12 protein-coding genes and 3 pseudogenes are annotated in these 14,364 nt (G+C 60.4%); 10 read left to right on the forward strand and 5 right to left on the reverse strand.

All coding sequences use genetic code 11. The features are described 5' to 3' along the window. Positions 1–616: 616 nt before the first annotated feature. From JO965_RS34030 to JO965_RS34040, 3 genes are all read left to right on the forward strand, one after another. Positions 617–1,270 carry a response regulator transcription factor gene (locus JO965_RS34030; RefSeq protein ID WP_203446414.1) on the forward strand — a complete coding sequence of 218 codons (654 nt, stop codon included), beginning with the start codon at positions 617–619 and terminating at the stop codon, positions 1,268–1,270. A gap of 114 nt (positions 1,271–1,384) precedes the next feature. After that, positions 1,385–1,588 carry a PAS domain-containing protein gene (locus tag JO965_RS34035; RefSeq protein WP_256451941.1) on the forward strand — a complete coding sequence of 68 codons (204 nt, stop codon included), beginning with the start codon at positions 1,385–1,387 and terminating at the stop codon, positions 1,586–1,588. Between the two features lie 912 nt (positions 1,589–2,500). Then, complete coding sequence (locus JO965_RS34040; RefSeq protein WP_256451938.1) at positions 2,501–2,893, forward strand: response regulator transcription factor; 393 nt, start codon at positions 2,501–2,503, stop codon at positions 2,891–2,893. Positions 2,894–3,139: 246 nt separating this feature from the next. On the opposite strand, the gene JO965_RS34045 is transcribed toward JO965_RS34040, so the two are convergent. Further along, positions 3,140–3,454, reverse strand: a complete 315-nt coding sequence (locus tag JO965_RS34045) for a hypothetical protein (protein WP_203446416.1) — start codon at positions 3,452–3,454, stop codon at positions 3,140–3,142. 112 nt (positions 3,455–3,566) lie between these two features. Next, on the reverse strand, positions 3,567–3,983 hold the full coding sequence (locus JO965_RS34050) for a response regulator (RefSeq protein WP_203446417.1): 417 nt from the start codon (positions 3,981–3,983) through the stop codon (positions 3,567–3,569). A gap of 217 nt (positions 3,984–4,200) precedes the next feature. Here JO965_RS34050 and JO965_RS34055 point away from each other — a divergent pair, with 217 nt between their 5' ends. From JO965_RS34055 to JO965_RS34085, 7 genes and pseudogenes are all read left to right on the forward strand, one after another. After that, complete coding sequence (locus JO965_RS34055) at positions 4,201–4,482, forward strand: DDE-type integrase/transposase/recombinase (protein ID WP_203446418.1); 282 nt, start codon at positions 4,201–4,203, stop codon at positions 4,480–4,482. A gap of 124 nt (positions 4,483–4,606) precedes the next feature. Beyond that, a pseudogene (locus tag JO965_RS34060) lies at positions 4,607–5,029 on the forward strand (transposase); the annotation flags it as partial. Between the two features lie 75 nt (positions 5,030–5,104). Beyond that, entirely contained in the window at positions 5,105–6,070 is a 966-nt protein-coding gene (locus tag JO965_RS34065; RefSeq protein WP_203446419.1) for an IS5 family transposase, read from the forward strand. 25 nt (positions 6,071–6,095) lie between these two features. After that, complete coding sequence (locus JO965_RS34070) at positions 6,096–6,557, forward strand: IS6 family transposase (RefSeq protein ID WP_203446420.1); 462 nt, start codon at positions 6,096–6,098, stop codon at positions 6,555–6,557. Between the two features lie 412 nt (positions 6,558–6,969). Continuing rightward, entirely contained in the window at positions 6,970–7,884 is a 915-nt protein-coding gene (locus tag JO965_RS34075) for a helix-turn-helix domain-containing protein (RefSeq protein ID WP_203446421.1), read from the forward strand. A 416-nt stretch (positions 7,885–8,300) separates the two neighbouring features. Next, a complete protein-coding gene (locus JO965_RS34080; RefSeq protein WP_203446422.1) occupies positions 8,301–9,029 on the forward strand; it encodes a Crp/Fnr family transcriptional regulator in 729 nt (242 codons plus the stop codon). Positions 9,030–10,179: 1,150 nt separating this feature from the next. Continuing rightward, a pseudogene (locus JO965_RS34085) lies at positions 10,180–10,890 on the forward strand (IS6 family transposase). A 407-nt stretch (positions 10,891–11,297) separates the two neighbouring features. Here the strand turns inward: JO965_RS34085 and JO965_RS34090 are convergent. The 3 genes and pseudogenes from JO965_RS34090 to JO965_RS34100 all read right to left on the reverse strand — a co-directional run. Further along, a pseudogene (locus JO965_RS34090) lies at positions 11,298–11,446 on the reverse strand (IS6 family transposase); the annotation flags it as partial. A gap of 55 nt (positions 11,447–11,501) precedes the next feature. Further along, positions 11,502–12,932, reverse strand: coding sequence for an aldehyde dehydrogenase family protein (locus JO965_RS34095; RefSeq protein ID WP_203446423.1), 1,431 nt, complete (start codon positions 12,930–12,932; stop codon positions 11,502–11,504). A 31-nt stretch (positions 12,933–12,963) separates the two neighbouring features. Further along, positions 12,964–14,307 carry an aspartate aminotransferase family protein gene (locus tag JO965_RS34100; RefSeq protein ID WP_203446424.1) on the reverse strand — a complete coding sequence of 448 codons (1,344 nt, stop codon included), beginning with the start codon at positions 14,305–14,307 and terminating at the stop codon, positions 12,964–12,966. Positions 14,308–14,364 lie beyond the last annotated feature (57 nt).

Raw genomic sequence — 14,364 nt, forward strand, 5'->3', positions numbered from 1 at the left:
CAATCCTAAGGACGCCCCAGCACGCTGTCGGCCAGGAGAACGGTCCTTCATTCGATAGCAAGGATCGAGGGAAAAGCCTCTCAATCTATTGAAGCCAGCGCTTCTCCTGCCAGGAAAATTTCCGGCATTCGGCAGCAACCGCCACCAGATTTCGCGTCACGTCTCGTGTACGAGCCCACAGGTGGTGTCTGTATCGTCGAGGCTCTGCTCATTGATCCGACGAGGTCGGCGGAAAGATAGCTCCATGGCCCGAAGCGGAGGGCCGGAAGGTCTGCATCGGGTGTGCGCCGCCTTGTCACGGCGCACACCCAAAACGGCCTTTACTTGCTTGATGCGACAAAGCCGTTCGAGATGCATACTGCCCGTCGGACACGGCAGAGCATAAAACCTGCCGCTGCTCGGTGAAACGATTTGGTGCAGCGCCGCAGCCTTCGGGCTAAGCGTGGCTGCTCGCTAGCATCGCGCCAGGCTTGGCTTTGAGCCGCTCGGTCTCCAGCCTGCCACCTGCCGGACTCTCGCGTACTTGCGCAATCTCAAGCCGTTCGAGCTTCCTTTAGCAATCTCTCCTTGAGTGCTAATTTCAGCTGCTATCGCCTGGTAGCGGGAGAAGGATCTCATGACGCATCGTCCAGCTCCACCGCCGCCGGCGGCTGCAGAGCCGGTCATTTTTATTGTTGAAGATGATGAATCCCTGCGCGAGGCACTCGGAAGCTTGTTTCGCTCCGTTGGACTCAAGGTCGAGATGTTCAGTTCCGCCGCCGAACTGCTGCGCGGCAAGTTTCCGGACGTGGAAAGTTGTCTGGTGCTTGACGTCAGGTTGCCAGGGCTGAGCGGCCTCGACCTTCAGGCGGAGCTGGCCAAAGCAAATATTCACATTCCGATCATATTTATGACGGGCCATGGTGACATTCCAATGTCAGTGCAAGCCATGAAGGCTGGAGCCGTCGATTTCCTGCCCAAGCCGTTTCGCGATCAGGATATGTTGGACGCGGTCGCCATGGCGCTCGAGCGCGATCGTCAGCAGCGACGGGCCGCGAACCAGCTATCGGACCTGCGGGCCTGTTTCGAGACCCTGACTCAGCGCGAGCGTGAGGTGATGAGCCTGGTCACCGCCGGCCTAATGAACAAGCAAATTGCGGGGGAGCTGGGGATCAGCGAAATCACCGTCAAAATCCACCGTGGCCAAGTCATGCGGAAAATGGGCGCACGTTCTCTGGCCGATCTGGTGAAAATGGCCGAGGTGCTCAGAGGCCACTCATCCTCACAGTAGGCCCACGGGCATGGAGACAGCGCGAGGGGGCCCGCGCTGAGATGACGAATTCCCGCTCGATGAACAGCGAGGAGCCATGGCGGGCCGTATTCGAGAACAATCCGCCAATACTTCATCACCGATGTGCCCAGCACCATCCTGTCCATCAATCCCTTTGGCGCTGTGCAGCTCGGCTACACTGTCGGCAAGCTGACTGGGCGGTCTGTGCTGAGTCTCTTCCATGAGACCGATCGAGAGACCCTACGCGAGACACAGATGGAGCTGGCGCATGTCAACCGCGTCACGACGGTGGCAACAGGCGGCCTCAATCGCCCATGAGGTCGATCTGCCGATTGCTGCCGGGCACCCACGCACACGCGCTTTGCGCTGACTTGGCGCTCAACCGTCTGATCTGGAGAAGGTCCGGCAGGCCCTCGACCACATCACCAAGGACGGCAATCGCGCCAGCGAAGTCCCCGGTCGGCTCCGCGCCCTCATTATAAGAAGGTCCCGCGGCGCAATGACCTGGTCGACCTCACCGGCACCATTCTCGAAACTCTTGCACTGGCCCATAACGAAGTGGTTTGGAACGGCGTCTCGCCGGAGACGCGGCTCACGCCCGGCCCGCCGCTCGTACGGAAGACCGTGTCCAGCTGCAACGGGTAACCCTAACCCTGGTCATGAATGCCATCAAAGCCATGAGCGGCGTCCTTGCTGGAACCCGGACCCTTCTGGTCAGCACGATCAGGGATGCCGCGCACGGCGTATTTGTGGCTGCGCATGATTCTGGGCCGGGACTGGATCTAGCCTGCCTGTCCCACCTATTCAACGCCTCTACACCACTAACCCGGCGGCATTCGTAGGGGACGGCCGATCTGCCGCTCGATCGTCGAAGCTCACGGCAGACGGCTTTGGGCTTCGGCGAACTTACCCCACGACGCTGTGTTTCAGCTCCTTGCCTCCACACCAGGAGATCTCGTCGTGACCCAGGGCCCACGGTTTGAATGCCCCACCGAACTCCCACGCTAGACCTGACCTGCCATTCAAGCTCCAACTATAGCGTGCGAAGCGACGGCTGAGTTTGGCGGAAGTGGCGAGAACGACTGAGACTCTGGCAATCCGCACGAAGCCATAGCGTTTATAAAACCTAAGTATGGTATCATTGGCGTATATTCGCATCATACTCTTGGCACTTGCGGTGGCTTCGTAATCAGAAAGTGTTCCATTTCTCACATCAGGAGGGCGGGTCACTTGCCACAAGTTGCGATCATTTCGGTCATCGACGATGATGAGTCCGTTCGGATCGCGATGAAGAGCCTCCTGAACTCGATTGGAATGATCGTTCACCTATTCGCATCCGCTGAAGATTTCTTGCAGTCCGCGTACGTGAGCGATACAGCGTGTCTAATCACGGATGTTCAAATGACGGGCATGAGTGGAATCGAGCTGCAACGCACCTTGATCGCCCAACGTCAGCACATGCCAATAGTATTCATCACGGCCGTCCTCGACGAGAGCATTCGACTGCGACTGCTGAAAACTGGAGCGGTTTGTCTCCTGAGCAAGCCGTTCGACGAACAAACGTTACTCCAATGCCTCGATACCGCTCTGAAGAGAAATCGGGATGCGGATGTCATGCAATAGGGTCTCGGTCACCGGTCCTCAGATCAGCGACCCAGTACGAAGGGTCAATCGGCCCGCGGTTCACTTTACGACCATTGCTTTTCAGACGATCGACCGAGACGCCGGGGTATAGAGCTCGAAGCCAGGCCGCCGCACCCTCTCGGTTGATCTGCGAGACAGCCTCCAGTGCGGCGCCGATCGAGCAAACCTGTAGGCACAATCCAGCGATGGCGACCAAACGTCAATCAACATGACAGCCGAAATCACTTAGTGATAGAGCTCGCGACAGTGCCTCGCCTTCAGCACCAGTTCTACGGCCATGGCCAATTCGGCTTCATCGAATTCAAAGCATCCGAGACTATCAACTGTCGAGCGGGTGGCATGCGAGTAAATCTCGAGCCAGAACGGCGGCAGATCCTGCAAGACGGACGCGTCCGGAAGTTCGCTGAGACGCACCTCGAAGGAGCAGAACCGTGCAACAAGAGTGGTTCGAATGCCGGCTGTATTCTCGGCCGCAAACACGAGCTGGACGTAAGCGCGGATGATCTGTTGCTCAATCTCGTCCGAGCAGAGGTCGGACAAGGGAGAACTTCCGGAATCATTTCGACAGTCCCATGACATTCGAAGCTCCCGCGTCATCTCGTTGTATTCTCAATCCCAGGAATGGGCCATCGGCGCGCGAGGCACGGATCTGTTACGCAGCGCGTCGATGCTCGCTGAACCCGAGCGGAGCAGCGGCTCGGGCCGGCTGTGTCCCCTCAATGACGTGCCGAATTGTTTCTGACACGACAGTCACTGTCGGCTCTTTCAGGACGATGTCGCCTCGAGCGGAGAGGCGTGTATCGTGAGCGGCGATGATGACAGGGCGACTGGGATAGGCCTGGTGGTACTGGTCTGCCAGGATCCAGCCATCGATCAAGCCCGGTAAGGCAGCCCGGCTGTACAGCCAGCCGATCTGGTGTTGCCGATGCCTCAGGATGAGAAAGGCCCGTTCGCCCGAGTCGGCCGCCAAAACAGTGTAGTTCGCAGCCCGGCACGCCTGCGCAAGCCGCTTGCAGAAACCTGGATTGCTGTCCACGATCAGTACGCATTCGTTCATGATCGGGCTCATAGCAGTCTCCTGCACGATGGCGCTTCGCTGGCCCTCGCTGGTGAGGTTCACCTCGGGAGCCTTGACGTTCTGACATTAGCCGATCTCATAATTGGGACTCGATTGTCTTTGTGGGTCCACCAATCATCGGGAGAGATTGCGACGATCATACTTTGGTTTGGGTCGATCAATACGATGTCCATCGTGATATGACCGGTCTGGATAGGAGCCCCTTGGCATGTCGGGTTGGCCATGCCGCTCGAGCGCCGGGCGCAGGAGCCGTCTGGCAAAAGCCAGGAAGATGATGAGCGATTATCCACCATCCTCGATCACGACCGATAAGCTGGCGTCCTATCCCAAGGCGTTCCGGTACCTGCAGGACGAAGAGCTGCTGTCGAACGATGTCGAGCATCGGACGTCAAAGGGCACCGTCATGTCTGGATGGCGCCCGTTTGGCAATGTGATTGTTGATGGCGATCGAGCCGAGCGGGGCGGGTGCAGATCCTATGGGGATGGATAGCAACCCACGCTCTGACAGACTGTATGTTCGCGGAGTGAAGGTGGCCCGCCCCCGCGGTAAGCTGAAGTTGGGGGTTGCTTCGGATGGGCCGGAGCCGAGCCCCAAGCTTAAGCGAGGGCGAACCATGGAGCAGCATAGCGAGACTTTTATCGGATTGGACACATCGAAGCTCAAAATTTCAGTGGCAGTTGCCAACGGCGAACGGAATGGTGAGGTGCGCTTTTACGGGGAGATCCCGTCGGACCCTGGGTCAGTGAGGTCGATGGTCGACAAGCTGGCCACTCGAGGAGCACGGCTTCACTTTTGCTACGAAGCCGGGCCGACGAGCTACGATCTCCATCGCCAAATTATCGCAATGGGCCATGGCTGCGTCGTTGTCGCGCCGTCGCTGATACCGAAGCGCCCGGGAGATCGTGTGAAGACCAACCGCCGCGATGCCATGAGCCTGGCGCGACTGCATCGTGCCGGCGAACTCACCTCCGTGTGGGTTCCGGACGCAAGGCATGAGGCGGTCCGCGACCTGGTTTGGGCACGGGAGGTCGCCTTGTTGCACGAATAGGTGAGTTGGTAACCGAAACTGGCTGACATAGGAGGCCTGTGCCTTTCATGTCGGATATCTCCCGTGCCGTTCAAAGCCAATGCCGCGCGCCGGCATCGCACTCCCAAGCAGCAGCATCGGGTGACGAATTGGGCCGAGTACGACACCAGCCTGCGTCAGCGGGGCAGTCTCACAGTCTGGTTCACCGAGGACGCCATTACGGCTTGGCGCGCTGAGCCCCGCACCACACGAGGCGGTCAGCCGCGCTATTCTGCTCTCGCCATCAGAACGGCATTGACGCTGCGGGCGGTGTTCCGGCTGGCACTGCGTCAAACCGAGGGCCTGATCGGCTCGATCCTCCAACTTCTGGGGCTGGATTTGGCCGTGCCGGATCACTCGACCCTGAGCCGCCGCGCCGAAACTCTGGAGGTCTCACGGTTGCAGTCACGCACCGGACCCATTCACCTGCTGGTGGACAGCACAGGCTTGCGGCTGTGCGGGCCCGGCGAATGGTTGATCGAAAAGCATGGCGCCCAAAGACGCCGCGCTTGGCGAAAGCTGCACATTGGCGTCGATGCCGAGACCGGAGAGATCCTCGCGTCAGAACTGACCACGAGCGAGGCTGATGACGGTTCGCAGGTTGAGCCTTTGCTCGATCAGATTACCGGTCCACCTGCCTCTTTCATCGGCGATGGAGCCTACGATCAGGCCGATATCTACCGCATGATCGCCAAGCGACATCCTAAAGCTGACGTCATCGTCCCACCGCGATCAACGGCGGTGTTGAGTGAGGGGGTGGAGATCGCGCCGACCCAGCGCGATCGGCATCTCCAAAGTATCCAGGAGCATGGCCGCATAGGCTGGCAGAAGCGGTCCGGGTACAATCGGCGAGCCCTGGTGGAGACCGCGATCAGCCGCTTCAAACGAGTAATCGGGGATGGGTTGCGCTCGCGGACGGACCAGCGACGTGCCACTGAGGTCGCCATCGCGGCCCGTGCTCTCAACCGCATGCTTGAGCTTGGATACCCAAAGTCCGTCCGGATCGTCTGACTGCGGGCCTGTGGGCCTTTACTGCATGCAGAAGCCGATCCATGCAACAATACCGTTCCGTGCAGTCGACAGGCACGGTCAACTGATCGACTTCATGTTGTCCGACCGGCGCAACACCAGGGCCGCTTATTGGTTCCTCCGTAAGGCGGTGAAGACGATGAGCGACTGCCCTCCGTCATCCATCACGACCGACAAGTTGGCGTCTTACCCGAAAGCAATCCGGCGCCTGCAGAATGAAGGGCTGATGCCGAAAGATCTCGAGCACCGGAGATCGAAATACTTGAACAACATCATCGAGGCTGATCATGGAGCGCTCAAGCGCGTGATCCGGCCAACTCGCGGGTTCCAGACGATGAAATCCGCCGCCGCGACCCTGAAGGGCTTTGAGGTCATGCGGATGATCCGTCGCGGTCACTGCATCTTACGACAGGCCGGACCAACAGGCGAAATCCGTCTGGTCGATCAACTCTTCGGTCTTGTTGCCTGAGCGGACCGTTCGACGGGGATCGTTGTGCCCTGTCCAAGTTACTGCAACAGCGCCGTTTAGATTGCCCGCTTCATTCGCCTGATCCCATGGTGAGACGGCTTGAGAGCCGATCTCGAAGAGAAGCAAGGCCTGGCGAAGGGCAAGCACCATCGGTGTGACAGACAGCTTGGAAGACGCTTGACTTCAACCCGCCGAATGGAGAAGAGCCATCCGGAGAAGGGGCCGGGCCGGTTCGTCGCTGGCGGTGGAGCCGAGGCGTGCGCCGCTTCGCGCCCACGAGGTCTGTCAGGTTTCTGCCAAATTGCGCGACAACTATAAGCGATAGTGCCTGAGTGCCTTGCGCCGCATACGACAATCGTGTGGGCTGGCGCGATAACCGGCGGAACTGCTGCCATTCGGGAAGGGATAGGCCATGCCGCGCGACCAGGAAGCCCGAACCGAGCCATTGCATTCCCAATTGGTGGCACGGCCGATCCCGCGCCAGGCCGCATGGACGCTCTGGTCGAGCACGGACGCCCCTTGGAACGATGTGCTCAAGCTTGAGCACGTCCGGGTCGCGGAGGGCGAGGTCCCGGAGGCCCACTTCAGCCATCATTCGCTTGGGGTCCGTCTGTCCGCGCCGGGCATGGTCGAAATGCGGATCGCTGGGCAACGCCCGCACCGTTCGACGGCACGGCCTGGGGACATCTGCTTTGTCTCGGAAGGGGTGCCGCTGGCGGCGTGGCAGCAGCGGCAGACCGATTTCCTGGCGGCTGGCCTCGCCCCGGCTTATGTTTCGGCCATCGCCGAGCAAACCGGAGCTGATGGATGTCGGGTCGCGTTCACCAATCCCTGCACGTTCCAGGATGCGGCCGTCCACCATCTCCTGCTTGCCCTGGCTGCCGAAGTGCGGGCAGGTTGCCCGGCCGGCCGGCTCTATGGCGAGTCCCTCGCGATGGCGCTGGCGGTGCACCTGCTGCGGCACTATTCGGTCTTTCCATTCAGGACTGCCTCGTGCCGGGGTGGTCTGTCGCCGGCGCGGCTCCGCCGCGTGCTCGACTGCATTGCCAGCGACCTGAGTGGCGATACCAGCCTGCGCCGGCTCGCCGAAGTGGCTCAGTTGAGCCCGCACCATTTCGCGGGCGTCTTCAAGGAGAGTACCGGACTCGCACCCCACCGGTATGTGTTGCAGCAGAAGGTCGCCCGGGCCAAGGAGCTGCTGGCCGACCCGCGGCTGTCCTTGGCCGAGATCAGCTACGCCGTTGGCTTCCCCAGTCAGGCTCACTTCACAACGATGTTCCGCAAGCTGACCGGCACCACGCCTGGGACCTTTCGGACCCAGCTGTGACGGCACGGCCGAGGCGTGCCCACCACTTTGTCGGAACTTTCCGCAAAGGATGGTCGCAGAAACGAAAGACGGTCAGGCGCCGGACGTCCATGCTGATGGCGAACCGGCCGGCGTAAGCCTCTGCTCCGCCTGCGGTCAGCTGTCCTCCACCGGCCACGGGTGAGCGGTTCGGTCCAGGGGGAGGGTCGCAAGCACCAGACAAAAGGCTCCGCCAGGAATGACGCCCCCGGCCTGACGGCTCAATCAGCCAAGCCTGATCTCTTACGGACCACGAGCCAGGGGAGTGTTTTTCGCAGTATCGCGGTTCGGCTTCGTTGCTCATTGAGCCTGACCATGAACATCTGACTGTTGGGATCACCATGCCGGACCCGCTCGTCGCGAAGCTTCAGCAGTATGAACCACTGTCAAACCGAGACATGAACGCTCTCACAGCCCTCACGTCACGGGTAGTCGTCTGTAACAAGCGCAGCAATATTCTGCGAGAGGGAGACCCGTGCGAGACCATCTACCTCGTGCGGACGGGCTGGGCCTGCCGCCATACCATCCTTCCCGATGGCAAACGCCAGATCATCAGCTTCGTGATCCCGGGCGATTTGTGCAATGACCATGGTTTGCTGTCCAAACACATGGAGCACTGTATCGACACCCTGACGCCCTGCGAAATCGGGGTGATCTCGCCTCATCAGTTCCTTGATATGCTAAACCAGCATCCGCGCATCAGCCGCGCCCTCTACTGGAGCGGCCTCGTGACGGAGGCTATGCTGCGGGAGCGGATCGTCACCCTTGGACGGCGTAATGCGACCCAGCGCATCGCGCATCTGTTCTGTGAGTTGCTGTTGCGCCTCAATGCTGCAGGCCTTGCACAGAACCACAGATATGAACTGCCCCTCACACAGGGCGACATTGCCGACACACTCGGCCTCACCATCGTCCATGTCAATCGTGTGATCCAGACCATGCGCACAATGGGCTTGATCAAGCTCAAGAGCCATGTGCTTGAGATTTCCAACTGGGACAGCCTGACGGCCTTGGGCAAGTTTGATCTTCGGCACGTGAACGGCCTCACCGGCAATGACGACCGGACCAGCACTGCACAACAGCTCCACTGGAGCCCTTGGCCTGAGGGCCTGGCATCGGTGCATTAACCTTGGCAGTATAACGAGGAGTGGCCAGTCGAGGAGCCGTCTTGTTGCCGGCGTTGTCACATCAAGCCAGTAACGGCCATTTTGGCCGTCAGCTCCGGTTGCCTTAGTCATTGAAAACGCACAATCCGGTATTCGGCTGAGGCACAGTATAGGCAAGTTAAACTCGTTCATGTGACAACGCCCCGCCCAGAGAATGATCTCCGTCGTGAACTGCCGCCCCTTGAACGAGTTCTTTTTCCTTGCTTCACCGCCTATCCCTCTCAACAGCCTTGTGTCGTCGCTCAGGTGAAGCGAGGCCAAAAGTTGCAACAGGTCCTCGACGGGCATCCTTCTCTCAGCCTAACGACGCAGGCATTGCTTCAAGATAGATCAGCTGTGTCGATCTCGGGCAGTTTGCATTGCAAGCCAAACTTATTGAGAGCGCCAGAGCAATGTGAGGAGGAGTATGCTGCACTGTCGTGCAAGTTTAACGGATTGCTTGTGGGTTGGCTCGAGACGAGACGGCCTGAGGCTGCGCCCCGCCCTGAGCCTTGATCGCAGGATCTTTGCGGTCCTTGAGGATGCTCATCGCTCGCTCGACGGTGTCTGAAACACGTTGGGCGTAGCCAGTCATTGGCAATCTCATGGCTCATCTCCCTCTCTGCTTTCGACCTCGGCTGCGGGCGGTTCATGGACATATTCACAGACTCCCAAGAAGCTGGAGGCTGCTTGGCAGCCTCCAGCAAGTCGGGAGGAGCGTGGCCATGCGATGCACTGGAGAGAATGATCTCTGCGCAATGCGTCCCCTTCACCGAAATGCTGCCTGTGGACGGTGGAGGATGGCTGACCGCAGGCGGAGCATGGGCGTCTGGCGCCTGACCGTCTTTCGTTTCTGCGACCATCCTTTGCGGAAAGTTCCGACAAAGTGGTGGGTCCGCCCAGGAGGCAATGGCACAGGAAGAGCTGACGGATCGGCCTGATGGGCAGAAGGCATGGCTGTACATCCACTGCGGATGGTAGCCATAACGCTCGGACTGGCGTTGTGTTCGCTGCTCGCGAAAGACCCTCTGAGGCGACGGACAGCCGACCTTGGGCAGGTTTTGGGGATCTGTTGCAGCTTTGAAGCTTGCTCGGCCCGAGCTACGACAGGAGCGGGCTGAGAGCGCTGGTGGTGAAGCGAAATAACAAAAACCCGTTCAAGGGCCGGCAATTTACGGCGGTGGTCATCCTGTGGGCGGTGCGTTGGTACCTGCAATTCCCGATCAGCTATCGCGACCTTGAGTGCATGCTGGCGGATCGCGGTGTCCGCGTTGATCACACGACGTTGTTTCGCTGGATCCAGGCCTACGCTCCAGAGCTCGAGAAGCGCATCCGACCGCATCTGCGTCCAACGAACGGCTCATGGCGCGTGGATGAGACATATATTCGGGTCAAAGGCGAGTGGGTGTACCTGTACCGCGCCGTTGATGCGACCGGGCAGACAATCGACTTTCTGCTTTCGCCCCAGCGGGATGCCGCGGCAGCCCGACGGTTCTTCCGGAAAGCTCTGAAGCAGTCACATACAGGCAGTCCGCGGACCATCACGATCAACAAGAACGCCGCTTACCCCATCGCGACAAAAGCCATGAAGCGGGAGGGGCCGCTTTGGCGCTTTGCCAAAGTCCGGCAGGTGAAAATTCTGAATAATATCGTCGAGCAGGACCGCCGGCGCATCAAGCGCTTGGTCCGGCCAGGCTTGGGCTTCAAGAGCTTTCAAACTGCCTTGCAGTTGCCGGCTATGAGGTGAGGCGTGATCCGCAAGGGACAGGTTGTCAGTGCACCAGCGAATGACATAGGCGCGCAGCGCGATTTCATTGCCACCCTGTTCGGCGCAGCCGCGTAATTGCGTTCTTGTCCGGCCTTCGCTCGACCTATGTCGGGAGTTGCAATGGAACCGACATTCCGGCGTGGTACCAGGGGTTCTGAGCGCAAACTCGAAGTATAGGCATTTTCATCGCTAGTTTGGCGCTAAGAGGCTGTGGATCTGATCAGAGGTGGATCTGACGATCGGAAAAGTTGAAACGATGTCGCCGAACCTCACACCGTTTGACATGCGACGGATCGAGATTGACCGCAGCCACGTTAAAGTCATCTTCCGCATGCCACCTCCGGCGCTGAGATCTCAAGGCCGTCGGAACCTCACCCAGATCGAGAAACTTGGCACCATTGTACGGACGATCAACACCTCCACTTTGGCACAAAGGCCGCTGGGGGCGTCCACCCCACCGCAACCAATCGCGGGATCAAACAGATTGTTTCGTAAGAGACGACGCCGCGCGCTCGAGCAACATCTCCTCGACAAGCCGCAGGCTCAGCGGGAACCGGAAGTAAAGCCAAACCCCATGGGCGATGATCTGGGGCGGGAAGCGGTGGCGTTTGTGGCTGACAGGCTTGGCCATGCCGCAGCTTTTAGGTCGCGTATTCCTCACCAAGAGGTACTGTGACATCCTCATCTCAGGTCGCCAGATAGCCGAAGATTGACTTGACCTCCAGAAACTCCTCGAAACCGAACCGGCCCCATTCTCGACCATTGCCGGACTGCTTGTATCCACCGAAGGCTGCGGCAGTGTCGCCGCGCGATCCATTCAGATGCACCATACCGGCGCGGATTCTGCGGGCGACGCGTCGGGCACGCTCGAGATTGCCCGACGTGACGTAGCTTGAAAGCCCATAGATGGTGTCATTGGCGATCCGGACGGCATCCTCCTCGTCCTTGTAGGGCAGGATGCTGAGAACGGGCCCGAAGATTTCCTCCTGCGCAATGCTCATGTCGTTCCGCACGTTGGCGAATATGGTCGGCTGCACGTAGTAGCCTCGGTCGAGCCCCGAGGGACGTCCGGGGCCTCCGGTCACGAGAGTTGCGCCCTCCCTGATCCCCGCTTCGATGAGGCTCTGGATGCGATGGAACTGGACCTGGCTGACGACGGGCCCGATAGTGGTCGAGGCAGCCCTGGGGGCGCCGGCCACGGTTTCCTCGGCGACGCGCCTGGCGATCTCCATCACCTCCTCCTGCCGATCGGCCGGGACGAGGAGGCGGGTCGGCGCGTTGCAGGATTGTCCGCTGTTGGCGAAGCAGGCTCGCGCGCCATGCGTGACCGCCGCGTCGAAATCCGCATCGTCCAGCAGGATGTTGGGAGATTTTCCGCCGAGTTCCTGATGCACCCGCTTCACGGTATCCGCGGCTGCCTTAGCGACCAGGATTCCCGTGCGGGTCGAACCCGTAAAGGACACCATGTCGATGTCGGGATGGCTCGCAAGGGCTTGGCCCGCGTTGGGACCATCTCCATTGACGAGGTTGAAGACACCCGGAGGCACGCCCGCATCGTGGAGGATTTCGGCGACGATGAGGGCAGACAGGGGCGCAACCTCGCTGGGCTTCAGCACCATGGTGCAACCGGCGGCGAGTGCCGGGCCGACCTTGCAGGCGATTTGGTTCAGCGGCCAGTTCCATGGCGTGATCAGGCCAACCACCCCGACAGGCTCGCGAGTGATCAAAGTCGCGTTGATCGTCTCGTCGAACTGGTACGTCTTGAGAACCTCGATGGCACGCATCAGATGGCCGAGCCCGGCGGGCACATGCCGCTCGCGGGCAAAGGCGAGAGGGGCACCCATTTCCGTGGAAATGGCTTCTGCAAGGTCATCCGCGCGCTGCCGGTAGACCGCGACGATTCTGTCCAGAAGACTCAGGCGCTCCTCGCGAGTTGTCTCGGCGTAGGTTTCGAACGCGCGCCGCGCCGCGGCAACCGCCCGGTTCACATCGGTACGTCCGCCTACCGCGATGGTCGCGACCGGTTCCTCCGTCGCGGGATTGATGACATCGATGAGCCCTTGCTCAATCGGCGCGACCCATTGACCGTCGATGTAGAAGTGATGGTGAGACTGCACGTGTCGTTCTCCGGCTCTGTGTCGGCAGGCGTCAGTTCATCTGTCGCAGTGCGAAGCGAATGCTCTCGACCGTCTGCTCGATCTGCTCTTCTGAAATGATCAGGGGCGGAGACAGGACGATGAGATCGCCCGATGCGCGCACGAGAACGCCTTGTTCATAGCATGTCTGGGCGCAAAGAGTTCCCCGTGCACCCGGCTCGCCGGCACGGGACGACAGTTCCACCACGCCCAGCATGCCGATATTGCGGATATCCGCAATGTGAGGTTCGCCTTTCAGGCCGTGCAGGGCCTTCTCCCATAACGGAGCGATGGCTGCGGCCCGTTCGAAAAGGCCGAGATCCTTGTAGACGTCCAGTGTGGCAAGACCGGCCGCGCAGGCGAGGGGATGCCCGGAATAGGTGTAGCCATGGAAGAGTTCGATCGTCTCCGGTGGGCCGTCCATGAAGGTATCGAACACGAAATCGCGGAGGAGGACGCCACCCATCGGCACCGCGCCATTGGTCATGCCCTTGGCGCAGGTGATGATGTCGGGTGTGACGCCAAGCGCCTGCGCCGCGAAGGGGCGTCCGAGTCGGCCAAACCCGGTGATGACCTCGTCAAAGATAAGAAGGATGCCATGCTTGCTGCAGATGGAACGCAGCCTGTCGAGATACTGCACCGGGGGCGGATAGACGCCGCCAGATCCGATCACGGGCTCCACGATCACGGCGGCGACGGTCGCCGGATCGTTGATCTGGAGGAGGCTGTCCAATTCATCTGCGTAATGCGCGCCGACTTCGGGCTGGCCGCGCGAGAAACCCATCGACGAGCGATCATAGGGAAGCGAGAGATGGGCGACATCGGGGAGGAGTGGGCCGAAATCCCGCTTGTGGCGTCCGATGCCGCCGACGGAGAGACCGCCGAAGCCCATGCCGTGATAGCCCTTGGCGCGTCCGATGAACTTAGTGCGCCCGGCATCGCCGCGCGCGCGGTGATAGCCGCGGGCGATCTTCAGTGCGCTGTCGACCGCTTCCGAACCGGAATTGGTGAAGAAGACATGGTCGAATCCGTCGGGCGCGATACCGGCGAGGCGGCCTGCGAGTTCGAACGTGGCGGGATGGCTCATCTTGAACGATGAGACGAAGTCGAGGCGGCCGGCGGCTTCACGGATGGCCTCGACGATGCGAGGCTGGGCGTGGCCCGCGTTGACGCACCAAAGCCCGGCCATCGCGTCCAGAACCCGCCGGCCGTCCGCCGCGATATAGTGCATGCCTTCGGCGCCAACGAACATCATCGGGTTCGATCGGAACTGGCGCATGGCCGTGAAGGGAAGCCAGTGGGCATCACCCACGTCGTTGGCGAGCGGGCGGGCGGCTTTCTGGGGCAAGGCGGTCATCTGAATGCTCCTGTCAAAGACAGATTTTGGGTGGCTCGATATGATTTTTGTGAAATT

This window comes from Microvirga sp. VF16 (genome assembly GCF_016864375.1).
Lineage (GTDB): Bacteria > Pseudomonadota > Alphaproteobacteria > Rhizobiales > Beijerinckiaceae > Microvirga.